This is a genomic window from Pseudomonas peli, from assembly GCF_050563605.1.
Taxonomy (GTDB): Bacteria; Pseudomonadota; Gammaproteobacteria; order Pseudomonadales; family Pseudomonadaceae; genus Aquipseudomonas; species Aquipseudomonas peli_A.
The window spans coordinates 199,704-217,112 of the sequence record NZ_JBNXUH010000003.1 but is presented as its reverse complement, the minus strand read 5'-3'; the positions used below and the strand labels follow the sequence as shown (position 1 = coordinate 217,112).

Sequence of the window (17,409 nt, the reverse complement as noted above, 5' to 3'; positions counted from 1 at the left end):
CCATTCGTTGTCTGCGAATGGGCGCCGTTGATGCGTATGGTTAACGCCCCATCCGAGCCTGACAGGCGGAAGTTTGATTTGAATCCGCCTGATTGCATTGCTGGAATGCGAGGCTTGGGGATTCAAAACAAACTTACCGCATGCTGCAGCGCCCCTCGGACAGGTGGCGGGAGCAACCGGAGCTGTGCCGGTTGCGTGAAGCGGGGGTGATTATAGCCATGCTGGGGATTTAGCCAAAGGCTTTCCGTCGCCCCGCCTCGGCGCGGATGGTAGCCTTGCTGCATTGCGTAGTCATGGACCTGTCATGGGCAATCACAAAATCGAGATTCGCCGCCGCAACGTCGAGAAAATTCTCCTGGCCGCGGAAAAGGTGTTCGCCGAAAAAGGCCATGGCGGCACCGCCATGGGCGATATCGCCGAGCAGGCCGAGCTGCCGCGTTCCAACCTGCACTATTACTTCAGCACCAAGGACGAGCTGTACCGCGCGGTGCTGCTGGACCTGCTGGAAGTGTGGAAGCAGGACGCGCTGTGCTTCGAGATGTATGACGATCCGCGCGTGGTACTGAGTACCTATATCCGCGCCAAGATGAACCACTCGCGCAGCCGCCCGCATGGCTCCAAGGTCTGGGCCAACGAGATCATCCACGGTGCGCCGATGCTTGGCGAAACCCTGGATGACAGCCTCTACAGTTGGGCCAAGATGAAGGAAGCGAAGATCCGCCAATGGGTCGACGACAAACGCATCCTGGCCGTCGAACCGTCTGCCTTGCTGTATATGATCTGGGCCTCGACCCAGCACTACGCCGATTTCAGCCATCAGGTGAGTGTGCTTAACGATCACCAGGCGCTCTCCGAACTGCAGTTCGAGCGCGCGGTGCAGACGGTGACCAGTGTGATCTTGCGTGGGATTGGGTTGGAGCCATAACCGGTTGGTTTTCGCGGGCATAGCCCGCTCCTACGTGTTTCGTCTGTAGGAGTGGACTATGCCCGCGATCAGCGGTTTAACTGGCCACGCGATACGGATTGCGCGGGTCGTGGTTCCAGTCGAGGAAGGGTTTGCCGGTGTCCTGGGGCACCATTTCAATGCAGTTCTCCACCGGGCAAGTGATCTGGCACAGGTTGCAGCCCACGCACTCTTCGTCGATTACCTCGTACTTATGCGTGCCGTCGGCCTGGGTCAGGCTGGCGATGGCCTGGTGCGAGGTGTCTTCGCAGGCGATATGGCAGCGGCCGCAACCGATGCAGGCGTCCTGGTCGATCTTGGCGATCACTTGGTAGTTGATATCCAGGTACTTCCAGTCGGTGGTATTGCCCACTGCTTTGCCTGAGAAATCCTGCAGGCTGGTATGGCCCTGACTGTCCATCCAGCGCGACAGGCCGTCCTTCATCTCTTCAACGATGCGAAAGCCATGCAGCATGGCCGCCGTGCACACCTGCACCGCACCGCAGCCCAACGCCACGAATTCCGCCGCATCGCGCCAGCTGCCGATACCACCGATGCCGCAGATCGGCAGACCACGGGTTTCCGGGTCGCGGGCGATCTCGGCGACCATATTCAGGGCGATGGGTTTGACCGCCGAGCCGCAGTAGCCGCCGTGGGTGCTCTGCGTGCCGACTATGGGGTGGGCGACCATGCGATCCAGGTCGACGCTGGTGATCGAGTTGATGGTGTTGATCAGCGACACCGCATCGGCACCGCCGCGATGGGCGGCGCGGGCGGACAGGCGCACGTCGGTGATGTTGGGTGTCAGTTTGACGATCACTGGCAGCGAGCTGTAGGTCTTGCACCAGCGGGTGACCATCTCCACGTATTCCGGCACCTGACCGACCGCTGCGCCCATGCCGCGCTCGGGCATGCCGTGGGGGCAGCCGAAGTTCAGTTCGATGCCGTCGCAGCCGGTGGCTTCTACCAGCGGCAGGATGGCTTTCCAGGATTCCTCGACGCAGGGCACCATCAGCGAGACGATCAGCGCGCGGTCCGGCCAGTCCTTCTTCACCTGGGTGATTTCGCGCAGATTGATCTCCAGTGAGCGGTCGGTGATCAGTTCGATATTGTTGATGCCCTGCACTTGGCGGTTAGGGCCGAAATGCGCCGAGTAGCGCGACGATACGTTGACCGCCGCCGGATCTTCGCCGAGGGTCTTCCACACCACGCCGCCCCAGCCGGCTTCGAAGGCGCGGACCACGTTGTAGGCTTTGTCGGTGGGCGGCGCGCTGGCCAGCCAGAACGGGTTGGGGGCCTTGATACCGGCGAATTCGATGGATAGATCGGCCATTTATGCGGCCTCCACATTGAGCATCAGATGAGAGTGGATGGCCTCGGCGGCCAGCTTGCCGTGCTGTACGGCTTGTACGGTGAGGTCCTGGCCCAGGGCGGTGCAGTCGCCGCCGGCATACACACCGGGCACGCTGGTTTTCAGCTGGGCGTCGACCCAGATTCGTTCGCCCTCACGCTTCAGCTCGCGGGCCAGCGGGTCGCCCAGGGCTTGGCCGTCAAAGGCCTGGCCGATGGCGGTAAAGATGGCGTCGGCGGCCAGCTCGAAGGTCTGCCCGGTGCTCTGCAAACGACCATTTTCCAGGCGGGTGCGGGCGAAGCGCATGCCGCGCACCTGGCCTTGCTCGTTGAGCAGCACGGCTTCCGGTTGCGCCCAGGTCAGCAGGCGTACCTGATTGGCTTTGGCGATGTCCTGTTCGTGCTCGGTGGCACCCATTTCCTCGAAGCCACGGCGGTACACCAGGTTGACGTCGCGCGCGCCGAGTTTGCTCATCTGCACCGCCATGTCGATGGCGGTGTTGCCGGCACCGAGCACGATGCAGCGCTCGGCCACGGGCAATTGTGTCAGGTCATCACTTTGGCGCAGTTCGCGGATGTAATCGGTGGCGGCGAGCAGGCCCGGCGCATCTTCGCCCGGCAGGCCGAGGCGTTTGCTGGCGGCCAGGCCGATGCCGAGAAATACCGCGTCGAACTGCTGGTGCAGCTCGCTCAGGCTGAGGTCGTCGCCCAATTTGTGGCCGTGGCGGATCTCGATGCCGCCGATCTGCAGGAGAAAATCCACTTCGCGTTGGGCGAAATCATCCACCAGCTTGTAGGCGGCGATGCCGTATTCATTAAGGCCACCGGCTTTCTCGCGGGCCTCGAAAATCACCACCTCGTGACCGTGCATGGCCAGGCGATGGGCGCAGGACAAGCCGGCCGGCCCCGCGCCGACCACGGCGATGCGCTTGCCGCTGGCCGGGGCCCGCTGGAATGGATGCTCGCTGAACTGCGCGTTGTCGATGGCGTAGCGCTGCAACAGGCCGATCAGCACCGGCGCGCATTCCTGCGCGTTGTTACGCACGCAGGCTTGCTGGCAAAGAATTTCGGTGGGGCAGACGCGGGCGCAGCTGCCGCCAAGGATATTCGCCGAGAGAATTTTCTCCGCCGCGCCCTGAACGTTTTCATGGCTGATATTGCGAATAAACGAGGGGATATCGATCTCGCTGGGGCAGGCGTTTACGCAGGGCGCATCGTAGCAATACAGGCAGCGCGCGCTTTCCAGGGCGGCCTGGCGAGCGGTGAGCGGCGGGGCCAGATCGCTGAAGCGATCGGCCAGTTCGGCGGCGCCGGCATCCGGTCGCGGCAAATGGCTGAGGGTGTCTATCACGGTTATTGCCTCACGGTTTTGTGGCTTTTATTGGGCAGTTAACAGCGTATAAGCGACCGTCCGGCCTCTGCGGGCCGGTGTGGCGAAGACATCAGTGGTGCCTGTTTGGCGGCTTAGCGCTCGACGGCAGTCGGGCGGTTCTGCTCGGCGCGTTTATTGAGAAGGTCGAACACCGCCGGGTAGGCCGGTCGCTCGATATAACGGCCGGCGCCGCGTTCCGCGCGCAGGTCGCCATCGACCCAGACCAGCTTGCCGGCGCTGATGGTGTGGCTGGGCACGCCGCGCACGGTCTTGCCTTCGAAGATGTTGAAGTCGACCTGCTGGTGATGCGTCTTGGCTGAGATCGTCCGTGTGCCCTGTGGGTCCCAGAGCACCAGGTCAGCATCGGCGCCGACGCGCAGCGCGCCTTTGCGCGGGAACAGGTTGAAGATTTTCGCGGTGTTGGTGCTGGTCAGCGCGACGAAGTCGGTGATCGACAGCTTGCCGCTGTTGACCCCTTCATCCCACAGCACCGCCATACGGTCCTCAATCCCTGCCGTGCCGTTGGGGATCTTGCTGAAGTCATCGCGCCCGGCGGCTTTCTGCTCGGCGCAGAAGCAGCAGTGGTCGGTGGCGGTGGTGTGCAGGTTGCCCGATTGCAGGCCTCGCCACAGCGCTTCCTGATGCCCGCGCGGACGGAACGGCGGGCTCATCACATAACCGGCGGCGGTTTGCCAATCCGGGTGGCGGTACACGCTGTCGTCCAGCAGCAGATGGCCGGCCAGCACCTCGCCGTACACCGGCTGGCCCTTGGCGCGGGCGTAGGTGATTTCATCCAGGGCTTCTTTGGTTGAGACATGCACCAGATACAGCGGCGTACCGAGGGTTTCGGCGATGCGAATGGCGCGGCTGGCGGCTTCGCCTTCAACCTGCGAGGGCCGCGACAGGGGATGTGCTTCCGGCCCGGTCAGGCCCTGGGCCAGCAGTTTCTGCTGCAGGTGATAGACCAGTTCGCCGTTTTCCGCATGCACGGTGGGCACCGCGCCCAGTTCCAGGCAGCGCTCGAAGCTCGCCACCAGGGTGTCGTCGGCGGCCATGATGGCGTTCTTGTAGGCCATAAAATGCTTGAAGCTGTTGACCCCGAACTTCGCCACCAGCTCGCCCATTTCGGCGGCGACCTGCTCGCTCCACCAGGTGATGGCGACGTGGAAACCGTAGTCGGAGGCGGATTTTTCCGCCCAGCCGCGCCAAGTGTGGAAGGCTTCCAGCAGCGATTGCTGCGGGTTGGGAATCACGAAATCGATAATCGAAGTGGTGCCGCCAGCCAGACCGGCGGCGGTGCCGCTGAAGAAGTCTTCGCTGGCTACCGTACCCATAAAGGGCAATTGCATATGTGTGTGCGGGTCGATGCCTCCGGGCATCAGGTACTGGCCGCTGCCGTCGAGCACCTGACAGCCCGCAGGGGCGTCGAGGTTGTCGCCGATGGCCTGGATCAGGCCGTCGGCGCAGAGCACATCGGCGCGGTAGCTTTCCTCATGGGTGATCAGGGTGGCGCCACGGATCAACAGCGACATAGCGAATTCCTCTCAGGCTGACCGGTGCGTGCCGGTTCTTGGTGTTATGGCCTGTCAGGCGAGGGGTCTGTATTCCTGTCATGCCTGACAGGAATTGAATCTAGTCGCTGCTATGTGATTGATCAAGATTATTTTTAAGTGCCTTTTGTAATGCATAAATTACTGATTAATAAGATAAAAATATAAAAATCTGCAAAATGGTGCAGCCGCTCACCATTTTGACGCACTTGACAAGAACCAAATATGGTCAAGATTTCCTATGCAAAATCAGGCGCTTGAACCAGGCGACGAACAGGCGGTGGTGGCAGGAAAAATATTTGCCTGCACCACTTTGAATCCTGACTAGGTAGACAGGCTTGCGCGCTGGATCGAGAACGACCCGGCAAAGCAGGTGATGCAAACCTGCTTGGTTTATTGAAAGTCTTATAAAACAAGTGATTAGCCGCTTTTACTGCGCGTGATAGATGAGCTGAACAGGTTCCCGGCACGCTTATTGATAGCCGTCGCTACCAAGCTGGCCGGCCCTGAGATGGAAATGTACTCCGGCCATCGCGAACGGCCGTTTGGCAGCGCAACCACTGCCCGGCGGCGGTTAAGCCCGGTGAGCGAATAATCAGAACAATGACTGGAGAGGCCCATGCAACAGAGCAGATCGCAAGTGACTGAACGCGATGGCTTGTACGAACTGGCCGCTGGCCCCGACGTACTCGACAGCCCGCGCTATAACCACGACATCGCCCCGACCAAGGTGCATGAGCGCACCTGGAACAAGTGGCATATCACCGCGCTGTGGGTCGGCATGTCGATCTGCGTGCCGACCTATACCCTGGGCGGCGTACTGACCGCCTACTTTGGCTTGTCTGTCGGCGAGGCACTGCTGGCGATTCTGCTGGCCAATATCATCGTGCTGATTCCGCTGACGCTGAACGCCTTCCCCGGCACCAAGTACGGCATCCCGTTTCCGGTATTGCTGCGTTCGTCATTTGGGGTCATCGGCTCCAACGTACCCTGCCTGATTCGCGCCGTGGTCGCTTGCGGCTGGTTTGGTATTCAGACCATGTTCGGCGGCCTGGCCATTCACTTGTTGCTCGGTTCGATATTCGAGGGCTGGAAGAGCCTGGGCGGCACCGGTGAGGTGATCGGTTTTATGATCTTCTGGGTGCTCAACCTGTGGGTGGTGCTGCGCGGCGCCGAGTCGATCAAGTGGCTGGAAACCCTCTCTGCGCCGCTGCTGGTGCTGGTCGGTGCCGGCCTGCTGGTGTGGGCGCTGCCCAATGTGTCGATGAGCGAACTGCTGGCGCAGCCGGCCAATCGCCCCGAAGGCGCCAGTGTTACCAGTTACTTTCTCGCCGGCCTGACCGCCATGGTCGGCTTCTGGGCAACCTTGTCGCTGAACATCCCCGACTTCAGCCGTTACGCGAAAAGCCAAAAGGACCAAATCATCGGCCAGGTGCTCGGCCTGCCGCTGACCATGTTCCTGTTTGCCGCTCTTGGCGTGGTGATGACCGCCGCGTCGGCTTCCCTGGTGGGTGAAACGGTGTCTGATCCGGTCAGCCTGATCGGTCATATCCAGAGCCCCGGCTGGGTCGCCCTGGCAATGGCGCTGATCATCGTTGCCACGCTGTCGACCAACACCGCGGCGAATATCGTCTCGCCCACCAACGACTTCCAGAACATCGCGCCCAAGCTGATCAACCGCACCAAGGCGGTGATCCTCACCGGCCTGATCGGTCTCGGCCTGATGGGCCATGAGCTGCTGAAGAAGCTCGGCCTGCTGGTCTCCGACCTGAGCCTGGAAAGCGTGTATTCCAACTGGCTGCTGGGTTATTCCAGCCTGCTCGGGCCGATCGCCGGGATCATGGTGGTGGACTATTTCCTGATCAAGAAACAGCGCCTCGACCTGGCCGGCCTGTACCGCGACGACGTGTACCCGGCGTGGAACTGGATCGGCTTTGTCGCCTTTGCCGTACCCGTGGCGCTGACCCTGCTGTCGCTCGGCAGCAGCGCCTTCAGCTGGTTCTACGACTACGGCTGGTTTACCGGCTCCTTCCTGGGCGGGCTGATCTACTTCGGGCTGTGCAGCCTACGTAGCGCGCAGCCTGTAGCGGCCAAGGCGCCGGTTTAAGGTGTAGGAGCGGGCCATGCCCGCGATTCGATCCAGCGACGCGCTCCGATGCCGAGGGCGTGTAACAGAAACTAGAAAGGCCCGAGGAGATCACCATGAAAACTGCCATCGAGGTTCTGCAATCCAGCCAGCCGCATATCAACAGCGAGCGCCTCTGGCAATCGCTGATGGAGCTGGCGCAGCTCGGGGCCACCGTCAAGGGCGGGGTTTGCCGCCTGGCGCTGACTGATCTCGACCGTCAGGCCCGCGACCTGTTCGTGCGCTGGTGTGAGGAGGCCGGCTGCTCCGTAACGGTAGATGGCGTCGGCAATATCTTTGCCCGCCGCCCCGGGCGTAACGCCGCGCTGCCGCCGGTGATGACCGGCAGCCATATCGACACCCAGCCCACCGGCGGCAAGTTCGACGGCTGCTTCGGCGTGCTGGCCGGCGTCGAGGTGTTGCGTACCCTGAATGATTTAGGCATCCAGACCGAAGCGCCGCTGGAAGTGGTGGTGTGGACCAACGAGGAAGGCTCGCGCTTTGCCCCCTGCATGATGGGTTCCGGGGTATTTTCCGAGAAATTTACCCTGGAAGAAACCCTGGCCAAGCGCGACGCCGAGGGTGTCAGTGTCGGTGAGGCATTGAACGCCATCGGCTACGCCGGCACTCGCGCGGTAACCGGTCATGCGGTAGGTGCCTATTTCGAGGCGCATATCGAGCAGGGGCCAATCCTTGAGGATCAGGGCAAGACCATCGGTGTTGTGCTCGGCGCACTCGGGCAGAAGTGGTTCGATCTGAATCTTAAAGGCGTCGAGGCCCATGCCGGGCCAACGCCGATGCACCTGCGCAAGGACGCCCTGGTCGGTGCCGCTGCCGTCGTCGCCGCGGTCAATCGGGTGGCGCTGGAGCATCAACCGCACGCTTGCGGCACGGTCGGTTGCCTGCAGGCTTATCCCGGTTCGCGCAATGTGATTCCCGGCGAGGTGCGCATGACCTTGGACTTCCGTCACCTGGAGCCGGCGCGGCTGGATTCGATGATTGCCGAGGTGCGTAGCGTGATCGAGGCGACCTGCGCCAAGCATGGTCTGAGCTTCGAGCTGACGCCGACGGCGGATTTCCCGCCGCTGTATTTCGATCAGGACTGTGTCGAGGCGGTGCGTGGCGCGGCGGTGGGGTTGGGGTTGTCGCATATGGATATCGTCAGCGGCGCCGGGCATGACGCGATTTTTCTTGCCGAGCTTGGCCCGGCCGGGATGATTTTTGTGCCGTGCGAGGGCGGTATCAGCCACAACGAGATCGAGAATGCGGCGCCAGCCGACTTGGCTGCCGGTTGTGCGGTATTGCTGCGCGCCATGCTTGCGGCCTCCGTGGCGCTGGCCAAGGGCAAACTGGCGGCATGATTGGCTGAATTGCCGCAGCATTGCCGGCGGCGGTCATGGACGCGAGCTAAGGTTGCACGCCAAGCTTCGGCTTGTTTGTCCAAACCTAGGGAGTTGCCATGACTGTTGCTTATTGGTGTGTGTTGATTGCGTTGTTTCTGCCTTACCTGTCCACCGTCACGGCCAAGGCCGTCAGCGGTGGCTTCAGCCCCAAGTACAACTATGATCCGCGGGCATTTTTGAACGGCCTCAGCGGCCTCGGCCGGCGCGCCAATAACGCCCAGCTCAACAGCTTCGAAGTCACTCCGGCGTTTTCCGCCGCGGTGATCATCGCCCACCTGGCTGGCGGTGCCGAGCAGTCGCTGATCGACCAGCTGGCAATAGCCTTTGTCGCCAGCCGCATCCTCTATTTCATCTGCTATCTGGCTGACTGGGCACCGGTGCGTTCGCTGGTGTGGTTCGTCAATATGGGGCTGATTGTCAGCTTGTTCGTAGTCTCGGCTTAACCCGGCTGGCGAGTGTGGGCACGGGTTTTGTCATCTGCGGCAAAACACCACGCTTGGCCGCTGGGTAGCGGGTGGCGATACTGTCGCCCGTTATTCACCGGTTGTTGGCTCTGAAGGTGTTATGAAGTTTAAAACCCTGTCCCTCGTTGTGCTGGCGCTGGCCGTAAGTGGCTGCGGCGGCGTCGATCCTAATTCGCCGGAAGGTCAGCGCCAGACCATCTTCAAGCAGATGCTCAAGGTCAGCGAGGATCTCGGCGGCATGCTGCGCGGGCGGTTGGCGTTCAAGGAACAGGCATTTGTCGATGGCGCGGCCAAACTCGATCAACTGACCCGCACGCCCTGGCAGCACTTCCCGCAAGTGCGCGAAGAGGGTGAGGAAAGTCGCGCCAAGGATGACGTCTGGCAGCGTCAGGCGCGTTTTCAGGAGCTGGCCCAGGCCATGGAAGCCAGCACCGCAGCGCTGGTTGCGGCCACTGCCGCACAACCGCTAACACCAGAGGCGCTGGCCGCGCCGATGCAGCGTGTCGAGGAAAGCTGCAAGGCCTGTCATGAAGAGTTTCGCGCGTTTTAATTGAGCTACTTGCCTAGCTCTTCGCGGGCCTGCTGCAGTTCTGTGCGGGCTTCCTCTAGTTTAAGTTGGCGCTTGCTGATGTCGTCCTGATCACCGTCGGCCAGGGCTTCGCGGAGATCACCTTCGCGCTCGCTCACTTCCTCATCGGCTTCTACCACCTTGGCCTCACGTTCTGCGCGCAGGCTGGCATCGTTGCAGCTGTTTTCAACTTCCTTCAGGGCTTTTTCCAGGCCGGCTTGCTGGCTGCTGTTGCCGTGGCTTTTGGCTGCCTCGATTTGCTCGCTGATGGCCTGGCGCTTGGCGGCGCAGCCGGTGAGTTGGCTGAGCTGTGTGGTGGCGGCAGTGGCCAGTGTGGCAGCCAGCAGCAGGCTGCCCAGTAGTAATGTTTTGTGCATGGTGGCTCCTGGGTGAGGGTTGCGTGCAGTCGACCGCTCGCGTTGGGCAAAGTTTATTTCTGCTCAAAACCCGGCTATCTGCGCGGCACGTAGTTGTTGCCGCAGCGCCTGTACTTCCGGGTGTTGAAAGAAGGCCCGTAACTGCGCCGCCCGCTGTGGGCCGATACCGGCGTGACGTTGCCAGTCGGCCACGCTGCGTTGCGCCAGTGTGTCCCAGTCGGCGTCCAGCGCCAGGTTGCCATTGATCGGCAGGCCGAGGGCGCGTAGCCAGTCCTGCATAGGCCGTTCGCGGGCCAGGCGGAAGCTCTGCTGCAGTGCGGCTGAGCTGCGTGGGCCGAGGCCTGGCACGCTGCTGAGCTGCTCGTTTGAGAGGTGCAACCAGTCGAGCAGGCTGTTCAGGCGTTGCGCATGCAGCAGTTTTTCCCAGGTGCCGGGTCCTACGCCCGGTAAGGCCAGGCCCTGTTTGCTGCTAAGCCAGGCCAGGCGCGCGCGGAACTGGCTGGCGCAGGCTGGGGTGGCGCGCCAGCAGCTCAAAGGGTGATAGGCCGCCGCGTCAGGCACTTGCAGTGCGGCGCGTTGCTGGGTGCGCCAGAGCACGCTGTCCAGCGCGGGGATGGTCAGGCCGGAGAGGCGGATTACCACCTGATCGCCTGGGCGAATATCCAGCGCTTGCCAGCGTTGCAGCGAGCCGGCGCTGACATATTCGATGCGCCTGTCATCCAGCTTGACCGGCTGTACGCGCAGCACCGGGGTAATGCGCCCGCTGCGGCCGATACGAAAGTCCACCGCCTGTACCACGGCCAAGGCCTGGCTCACCGGGTATTTCCAGGCCACGGCCCAGTGCGGCGGTTCGGCTTGCCAGCGCGCCGCCTCCGGGCGTTGCCCTTGGCGCAGCACCACGCCATCGGTGGCGAAGGGCAGGGCGCTGTTGTACCAGCGCTCGCGCCAATTGGCGGCTTGTTCGAGGTTTCGGATCGGCTGACTGAAATGCTGGCTGTCGGCAAAGCCCAACTCCGCCAGCTGCTGCAGGCGCTGGGGCATCAGTGCCGGGCCATCGGGCCAATCCCAGACAAACAGGCCGATACCGGCGGCTTCCTCGGTGGTCAGCGTCTGCCTGTTCATCAGCCCGGCGACCTTGCTGCGTGCGCCGAGTCCGCCGGCTTTATGCTGGATATGCGCCGGCAGACGCCAGTACAACTCGCCCTGCAGCACCAGGCTGAGCGGTTTAGGGAGCTGCGCGGGAAGCGCCGGCAGGTGGCGCGCGTGGTTGCTCCAGTCATGACCGCTGCGGCCATCGCCACGGCTGGTCAGCTGCTGCAACTGGCCGTCGCGATAGATCAGGCTGACGGCAACACCATCGACCTTGGGCTGAATCCACAAATCCTCGCGGCTGGCGATCCAGGCGCCTGCCGCATGGCTGTCGGCCAGTTTGCGCAGGCCGGTATGGGCGGTTGGGTGGTGATGGCGGCCGTTACTGGTGCTCAGCGGATCGTTAGGGGTGACTGTCGCTTTGGGGAAGCAGGCACGCCAGTTCTGCAAGTTGGCGCTGGCTTGATCATAGAGTTCGTCCGCCACCGGCGACTCGCCCTGGCGATGGTAGGCGTCGTCCCATGCTGCCAGTTGCTGGCTCAGTGCGGTAATTTCCAACTCGGCGCGTGGCGCCTGCCAGTCCGGGCAGGCGGCCCAGGCGTCGAGGGTTAGGGCGATAAATAAAAGCGCGATAGCGGCTTTCATGCTGAGCGTCCTTGCTCGGAAGCGGTTTATTCAGCGTAGCAGCTATGCTTAATGAGTCAGTTTTGGCACTTGTGTGGGGTGGTGGCTGTTATGCCAATGGGTTTGTCTCGGTTGGGCCGTGTTTGCCTGTGTTTGCTTGCCGCAGGCCTTGCGCCGTTTGCTGCGGTGTATGCGGCCGAGGATGTGGCGCCGCAGTGGCATTTTGTCCACAACGCACCGGAAACCGAGGGTGACCAGCGCTACGACTATCACTGGCGTGTATTGCGTGCGGCGCTGGAGGTTACCCGCGGCAAATATGGCGATTATCGACTTGAACCCGGCCAGCCGATGAGCGAGAAGTTGCAGGTGGTCGAGATGCAGCGCCCGCAGGTTGGCCTCAATACCCTGGTGCTGGATGCCACGCAGGCTCTGGAAGAGGCTTTGCTGCCGGTAAAGATCCCGGTCGACAAGGGCCTGCTCGGTTACCGGGTGTTCCTGATTCAGGCCGCCGACCAGCCGCGCTTTACCGGTATTCAGTCGCTTGAGCAGTTGCGCCAGCTGCGCTTTGGCCAACAGCGTGAGTGGTCCGATGTGGCGGTGTATCAGGCGGCCGGATTACCGGTGGTCACCGGCAGCAGCTATGAAGGCTTGTTCCATATGCTGATGCTGCGCCGTTTCGATGCCTTCGGCCGTGGTGTAAGCGAGGTAAGCGGCGAGCTGGCGCATTGGCGCAGGAAGTACCCGCAGATGGCCATCGAGCGCGAGTTGCTGCTGTATTACCCGTTGCCGGTGTACTTCTGGTTTGCCCGCACCGATGAGGGTCGGTTGCGCGCGCAGCGTGTCGAGGAAGGCATGCTCGCGCTGATGGCCGACGGCATTCTGGATCGACTGTTCGCCGAAGAGTACGCCGGCACCATCCAGCAGCTTGGCCTGGATCGCCGGCGCACATTGAGGATTGCCAACCCCCATCTCTCCTCCAATCATCCCTTCGACAAGCCTGCCTATTGGTTTACGCCGACGCCCTAGCGTGATGAGTAGCCAGCTGAGGCAATAAAAAACCCGCCGTAGCGGGTTTTTTCTGTAGCTGAGTTGGGCTTACAGACCAGCGGCAGCGCGCAGGTCGGCGACCTTGTCGGTCTTTTCCCAGGTGAAGGTGGTGAAGGTGTCGTCGCCGACAGTCTTCTGCTCCGGGGTGCGGCCGAAATGGCCGTAGGCTGCGGTTTCCTGGTACATCGGGTGCAGCAGGTCGAGCATCTTGGTGATGGCGTACGGGCGTAGGTCGAACACCTCGCGCACCAGCTTGATGATCTTGTCTTCGGCGATTTTGTGGGTGCCGAAGGTGTTGATCGAGATCGATGTCGGCTGGGCCACGCCGATGGCGTAGGAAACCTGGATTTCGCAGCGCTCGGCGAGGCCCGCGGCAACGATGTTTTTTGCCACATAACGACCGGCGTAGGCGGCCGAACGGTCAACCTTGGAGGGATCCTTGCCGGAGAACGCGCCGCCGCCGTGACGGGCCATGCCGCCGTAGCTGTCGACGATGATCTTGCGACCGGTCAGACCGCAGTCGCCCACCGGGCCGCCAATCACGAAGTTGCCGGTTGGGTTGATGTGGTACTGGGTGCCTTTATGCAGCAGCTCGGCTGGCAGGGAGTGCTTGATGATCAGTTCCATCACGCCTTCGCGCAGATCATTCAGCGACACTTCCGGGTTGTGCTGAGTAGACAGCACCACAGCGTCGATGCCGACCACCTTGCCGTTCTCATACTGGCAGGTGACCTGGGATTTTGCGTCCGGGCGCAGCCACGGCAGCAGGCCGGATTTGCGCGCTTCGGCCTGACGCTGCACCAGTGCGTGGGAGAAGCGAATCGGCGCAGGCATCAGCACGTCGGTTTCGTTGCTGGCGTAGCCGAACATCAGGCCCTGGTCGCCAGCGCCCTGGTCTTCCGGCTTGGCACGGTCGACACCCTGGTTGATGTCTGGGGACTGCTTGCCAATGATGTTCAGCACGCCGCAGGTGGCGCCGTCGAAGCCGACGTCGGAGTTGGTGTAGCCAATGTTGCAGATCACGTCGCGGACGATCTGCTCCAGGTCGACCCAGGCGCTGGTGGTGACTTCACCGGCAACGATTGCTACACCGGTCTTGACCAGGGTTTCCACGGCCACGCGGGCGTGCTTGTCCTGGGCGATGATGGCGTCCAGCACCGCATCGGAAATCTGGTCGGCGATTTTGTCGGGATGGCCTTCGGAGACGGACTCGGAGGTAAAGAGGGAGTATTCGCTCATCGTTCGGTTTCCTGTTGTGTACCGGTGATTGCAGCCCGTAGGCCAATGGTTACTGAAGGTTTGGCAAAGTGCCGAACCTGAATCTGAAAGCCATTGCGCAAGCCCACATAGAGGCTTTCGCAGGTGTTAAGGCCGGCTGCGACTGCCCAGCGGGCCAGGTCGTCTTGTTCGAAGCCCAGCCAGAGGTCACCGCAGGCTTCGCGGGCCCAACTCTGGTTGTGGCTGCACAGTTCGGTGATCAGCAGGCTGCCGCCTGGTTTCAAACGCTGAGCCAGCTGCTTGAGAGCCTCAGCTGGGGCGGCGAAATGGTGCAACACCATGTTCAGCACCAGGCAGTCGGCGGCTGGGTAGTCGTCGTGCAGGGCGTCGGCCAGCTGTAGCTCAACATTGCCAAGGCCTTCTTCGGCGCAGCGCATGCGCGCCAGTTCGAGCATCGCCGCGCTGTTGTCCAGAGCCAGCACATTCTGGAAGCGCCTCGCCAGCTCCGGCAAAAAACCACCGTCACCGGGGCCGATCTCTACGGCACTGGCGTCACTGGCAAAGCCCAGGGAGTCAAGCAGGGCCAGCACGCTGTCGCGGTACTGCGGCAGACCGGCGATCAGGTCCTGCTGCGCCTGGAAGCTGGCCGCGCTGCGGGCGAAGAACTCCTGGCTGGCGGCGGCGCGTTGGCCGTGTACGGCGGCAATGCGCTGCTGCACCTCGGCCGGCAGTGGCAACTGATCGACTTCTTCCAGCAGTGCGGCATGTAGGCGACTGCCCAGCTGGTCGCCCTGGGCCAGGGCGCGGCGGTAGAAGATCGCATTGCCTTCGCGGCGCGTTGCTACCAGCCCGGCCTGGGCCAGGACCTTGAGGTGGTGGCTGATACCGGATTGGCCGGTGGCGAAAATCTGCGCCAGCTCCAGTACGCCGAACGAGTCGTTAGCCAGGGTGCGCAGGATATTCAGGCGCAGCGCATCACCGCTGGCCTTGCACAGGGCGGCGAGGGCGTCGACCGGCTCAAAGGCCAAATGGGAGGCGCGCATATTCATAGGCTGGGCAGTCTAGTCGGTCACTTTTTATCCAGCAAGGGCAATATCAAAAAGTTTTGATATTGCCCTTGCTGGTGCTCAGGCCAGAAAACATTGGCTGCGCGACTATCTGTCATTGCCCCAATAGGTCCCGCTGGGCGAAAATGGCCGCCTTTTTCGACCCCCAGTTGCCAAAGCAGCCCGTAGGAGATTCAGTGATGCCCAGCCGTCGTGAGCGAGCCAATGCCATTCGTGCCCTGAGCATGGATGCCGTGCAGAAAGCCAACAGCGGCCACCCCGGTGCCCCGATGGGTATGGCGGATATCGCCGAAGTGCTGTGGCGTGACTTCCTCAAGCACAACCCGAGCAACCCGAAGTTCGCTGACCGTGACCGCTTTGTGCTGTCCAACGGCCACGGCTCGATGCTGATTTACTCGCTGCTGCACCTGACCGGCTACGACCTGGGCATCGAAGACCTGAAAAACTTCCGTCAACTGCACAGCCGCACGCCGGGCCACCCGGAATACGGCTACACCCCTGGCGTGGAAACCACCACCGGCCCACTCGGCCAGGGCATCGCCAACGCCGTCGGTTTCGCCATCGCCGAAAAAGTGCTGGGCGCGCAGTTCAACCGCGACGGCCACCAGATCGTTGACCACTTCACCTACGCCTTCTTGGGCGACGGCTGCATGATGGAAGGCATCAGCCATGAAGTCTGCTCCCTGGCCGGCACCCTGGGTCTGGGCAAACTGGTCGCCTTCTACGACGACAACGGCATCTCCATCGACGGCGAAGTGCACGGCTGGTTCACCGACGACACCCCGGCGCGTTTCGAAGCCTACGGCTGGCAGGTGATTCGCAATGTCGACGGCCACGACGCCGAAGAAATCAAGATGGCCATCGAAACCGCGCGCAAAACCAGCGACCGTCCGACCCTGATCTGCTGTAAGACCACCATCGGTTTCGGCTCGCCGAACAAGCAGGGCAAGGAAGAGTGCCACGGCGCGCCGCTGGGCAATGACGAAATCGCCCTGACCCGCGCCACCCTGGGCTGGAACCATGGCCCGTTCGAAATCCCGGCCGAAATCTACGCCGAGTGGGACGCCAAAGAGGCCGGTGCTGCCGCCGAAGCCGAGTGGGATCAGCGTTTTGCTGCTTACGCCGCCGCGCATCCTGAATTGGCCAGCGAGTTTAAGCGCCGTGTTGCCGGTGAATTGCCAGCCGACTTCGCCGCCAAAGCCGCTGCCTACATCCAGGAAGTCGCCGAGAAGGGCGAAACCATCGCCAGTCGCAAGGCCAGCCAGAACGCACTGAACGCGTTCGGCCCACTGCTGCCGGAATTCCTCGGTGGCTCGGCGGATCTCGCCGGCTCCAACCTGACCCTGTGGAAAGGCTGCAAGGGCGTGTCGGCTGACGACGCGTCCGGCAACTATATGTTCTACGGCGTGCGCGAATTCGGCATGAGCGCGATCATGAACGGCGTGGCTCTGCATGGCGGCTTCGTGCCGTACGGCGCGACCTTCCTGATCTTTATGGAATACGCGCGCAATGCCGTGCGCATGGCCTCGCTGATGAAGCAGCGCGTGCTGTTCGTGTTTACCCACGACTCCATCGGTCTCGGTGAAGACGGCCCGACCCACCAGCCAATCGAGCAACTGGCCAGCCTGCGTGGCACGCCGAACCTCGATACCTGGCGCCCATGCGACGCCGTGGAATCGGCGGTGGCCTGGAAATACGCCATCGAGCGTAACGACGGTCCGTCCGCACTGATCTTCAGCCGGCAGAACCTGCCGCACCAGTCGCGCAGCGCCCAGCAGCTGGCCGATGTCGCCCGTGGTGGTTATGTATTGAAGGACTGCGCTGGCGAGCCGGAACTGATCCTGATCGCCACCGGTTCGGAAATCGGTTTGGCCGTATCTGCGTTTGAGAAACTCAGCGAGCAAGGCCGCAAGGTGCGCGTGGTATCGATGCCGTCCACCAGCGTGTTTGACCAGCAGGACGCCGGCTACAAGCAAGCTGTGCTGCCGGTGCAAGTGGGTTCGCGGATCGCCATCGAGGCCTCGCATGCCGACTACTGGTACAAGTACGTCGGTCTGGAAGGCCGCATTATCGGCATGACCACCTTCGGTGAGTCCGCCCCGGCCCCGGCGCTGTTCGAGGAATTCGGCTTCACCGTCGAAAACATCCTGGAAACCGCCGCCGAGCTGCTGGAAGCCTGATCCGCTGCATGATGGTTGGGCCGCTCTCTGCG

Annotated in this window: 14 protein-coding genes and 1 riboswitch; of the genes, 7 read left to right on the top strand and 7 right to left on the bottom strand. The window is 62.3% G+C overall.

The features are described 5' to 3' along the window. Positions 1 to 12 precede the first annotated feature (12 nt). Positions 13 to 163: riboswitch (S-adenosyl-L-homocysteine riboswitch) on the bottom strand. A 141-nt stretch (positions 164 to 304) separates the two neighbouring features. Then, positions 305 to 925: a TetR/AcrR family transcriptional regulator gene (locus ACQ4LH_RS05590; protein ID WP_430696305.1), complete on the top strand. Its 621-nt coding sequence runs from the start codon at positions 305 to 307 to the stop codon at positions 923 to 925. A gap of 76 nt (positions 926 to 1,001) precedes the next feature. Here the strand turns inward: ACQ4LH_RS05590 and preA are convergent, their stop codons facing one another. From preA to hydA, 3 genes are all read right to left on the bottom strand, one after another. After that, positions 1,002 to 2,276 carry an NAD-dependent dihydropyrimidine dehydrogenase subunit PreA gene (gene preA / locus ACQ4LH_RS05585; RefSeq protein WP_430696304.1) on the bottom strand — a complete coding sequence of 425 codons (1,275 nt, stop codon included), beginning with the start codon at positions 2,274 to 2,276 and terminating at the stop codon, positions 1,002 to 1,004. Then, positions 2,277 to 3,644, bottom strand: coding sequence for an NAD(P)-dependent oxidoreductase (locus ACQ4LH_RS05580; protein WP_430696303.1), 1,368 nt, complete (start codon positions 3,642 to 3,644; stop codon positions 2,277 to 2,279). Positions 3,645 to 3,757: 113 nt separating this feature from the next. After that, complete coding sequence (hydA, locus tag ACQ4LH_RS05575; protein ID WP_430696302.1) at positions 3,758 to 5,197, bottom strand: dihydropyrimidinase; 1,440 nt, start codon at positions 5,195 to 5,197, stop codon at positions 3,758 to 3,760. Between the two features lie 637 nt (positions 5,198 to 5,834). Between hydA and ACQ4LH_RS05570 the strand changes: the two genes are divergently transcribed. From ACQ4LH_RS05570 to ACQ4LH_RS05555, 4 genes are all read left to right on the top strand, one after another. After that, positions 5,835 to 7,322, top strand: a complete 1,488-nt coding sequence (locus ACQ4LH_RS05570) for an NCS1 family nucleobase:cation symporter-1 (RefSeq protein ID WP_430696301.1) — start codon at positions 5,835 to 5,837, stop codon at positions 7,320 to 7,322. 95 nt (positions 7,323 to 7,417) lie between these two features. After that, complete coding sequence (locus ACQ4LH_RS05565) at positions 7,418 to 8,701, top strand: Zn-dependent hydrolase (RefSeq protein WP_430696300.1); 1,284 nt, start codon at positions 7,418 to 7,420, stop codon at positions 8,699 to 8,701. 98 nt (positions 8,702 to 8,799) lie between these two features. Further along, positions 8,800 to 9,186, top strand: coding sequence for an MAPEG family protein (locus ACQ4LH_RS05560; protein WP_430696299.1), 387 nt, complete (start codon positions 8,800 to 8,802; stop codon positions 9,184 to 9,186). A gap of 121 nt (positions 9,187 to 9,307) precedes the next feature. Then, positions 9,308 to 9,757 (top strand): c-type cytochrome, encoded by a 450-nt coding sequence (locus ACQ4LH_RS05555; protein WP_430696298.1) that lies wholly within the window; start codon positions 9,308 to 9,310, stop codon positions 9,755 to 9,757. Between the two features lie 5 nt (positions 9,758 to 9,762). On the opposite strand, the gene ACQ4LH_RS05550 is transcribed toward ACQ4LH_RS05555, so the two are convergent. Continuing rightward, positions 9,763 to 10,152 (bottom strand): DUF1090 domain-containing protein, encoded by a 390-nt coding sequence (locus ACQ4LH_RS05550; protein WP_430696297.1) that lies wholly within the window; start codon positions 10,150 to 10,152, stop codon positions 9,763 to 9,765. Between the two features lie 63 nt (positions 10,153 to 10,215). After that, entirely contained in the window at positions 10,216 to 11,886 is a 1,671-nt protein-coding gene (ligB, locus tag ACQ4LH_RS05545; RefSeq protein WP_430696296.1) for an NAD-dependent DNA ligase LigB, read from the bottom strand. Between the two features lie 90 nt (positions 11,887 to 11,976). Between ligB and ACQ4LH_RS05540 the strand changes: the two genes are divergently transcribed. Further along, positions 11,977 to 12,891: a hypothetical protein gene (locus ACQ4LH_RS05540; RefSeq protein WP_430696295.1), complete on the top strand. Its 915-nt coding sequence runs from the start codon at positions 11,977 to 11,979 to the stop codon at positions 12,889 to 12,891. A gap of 69 nt (positions 12,892 to 12,960) precedes the next feature. Here ACQ4LH_RS05540 and metK read toward each other — a convergent pair whose 3' ends face one another. Both metK and ACQ4LH_RS05530 read right to left on the bottom strand, forming a co-directional pair. Further along, the gene (gene metK, locus ACQ4LH_RS05535; protein WP_430696294.1) at positions 12,961 to 14,151 is read right to left on the bottom strand and encodes a methionine adenosyltransferase; all 1,191 of its coding nucleotides are present in this window, start codon (positions 14,149 to 14,151) and stop codon (positions 12,961 to 12,963) included. Continuing rightward, complete coding sequence (locus tag ACQ4LH_RS05530; protein WP_430696293.1) at positions 14,148 to 15,179, bottom strand: ArsR/SmtB family transcription factor; 1,032 nt, start codon at positions 15,177 to 15,179, stop codon at positions 14,148 to 14,150. Before ACQ4LH_RS05530 ends, metK begins: the two co-directional genes overlap by 4 nt. A gap of 197 nt (positions 15,180 to 15,376) precedes the next feature. On the opposite strand from ACQ4LH_RS05530, the gene tkt reads away from it, so the two are divergent. Continuing rightward, positions 15,377 to 17,377 (top strand): transketolase, encoded by a 2,001-nt coding sequence (gene tkt, locus ACQ4LH_RS05525; RefSeq protein WP_430696292.1) that lies wholly within the window; start codon positions 15,377 to 15,379, stop codon positions 17,375 to 17,377. Positions 17,378 to 17,409 lie beyond the last annotated feature (32 nt).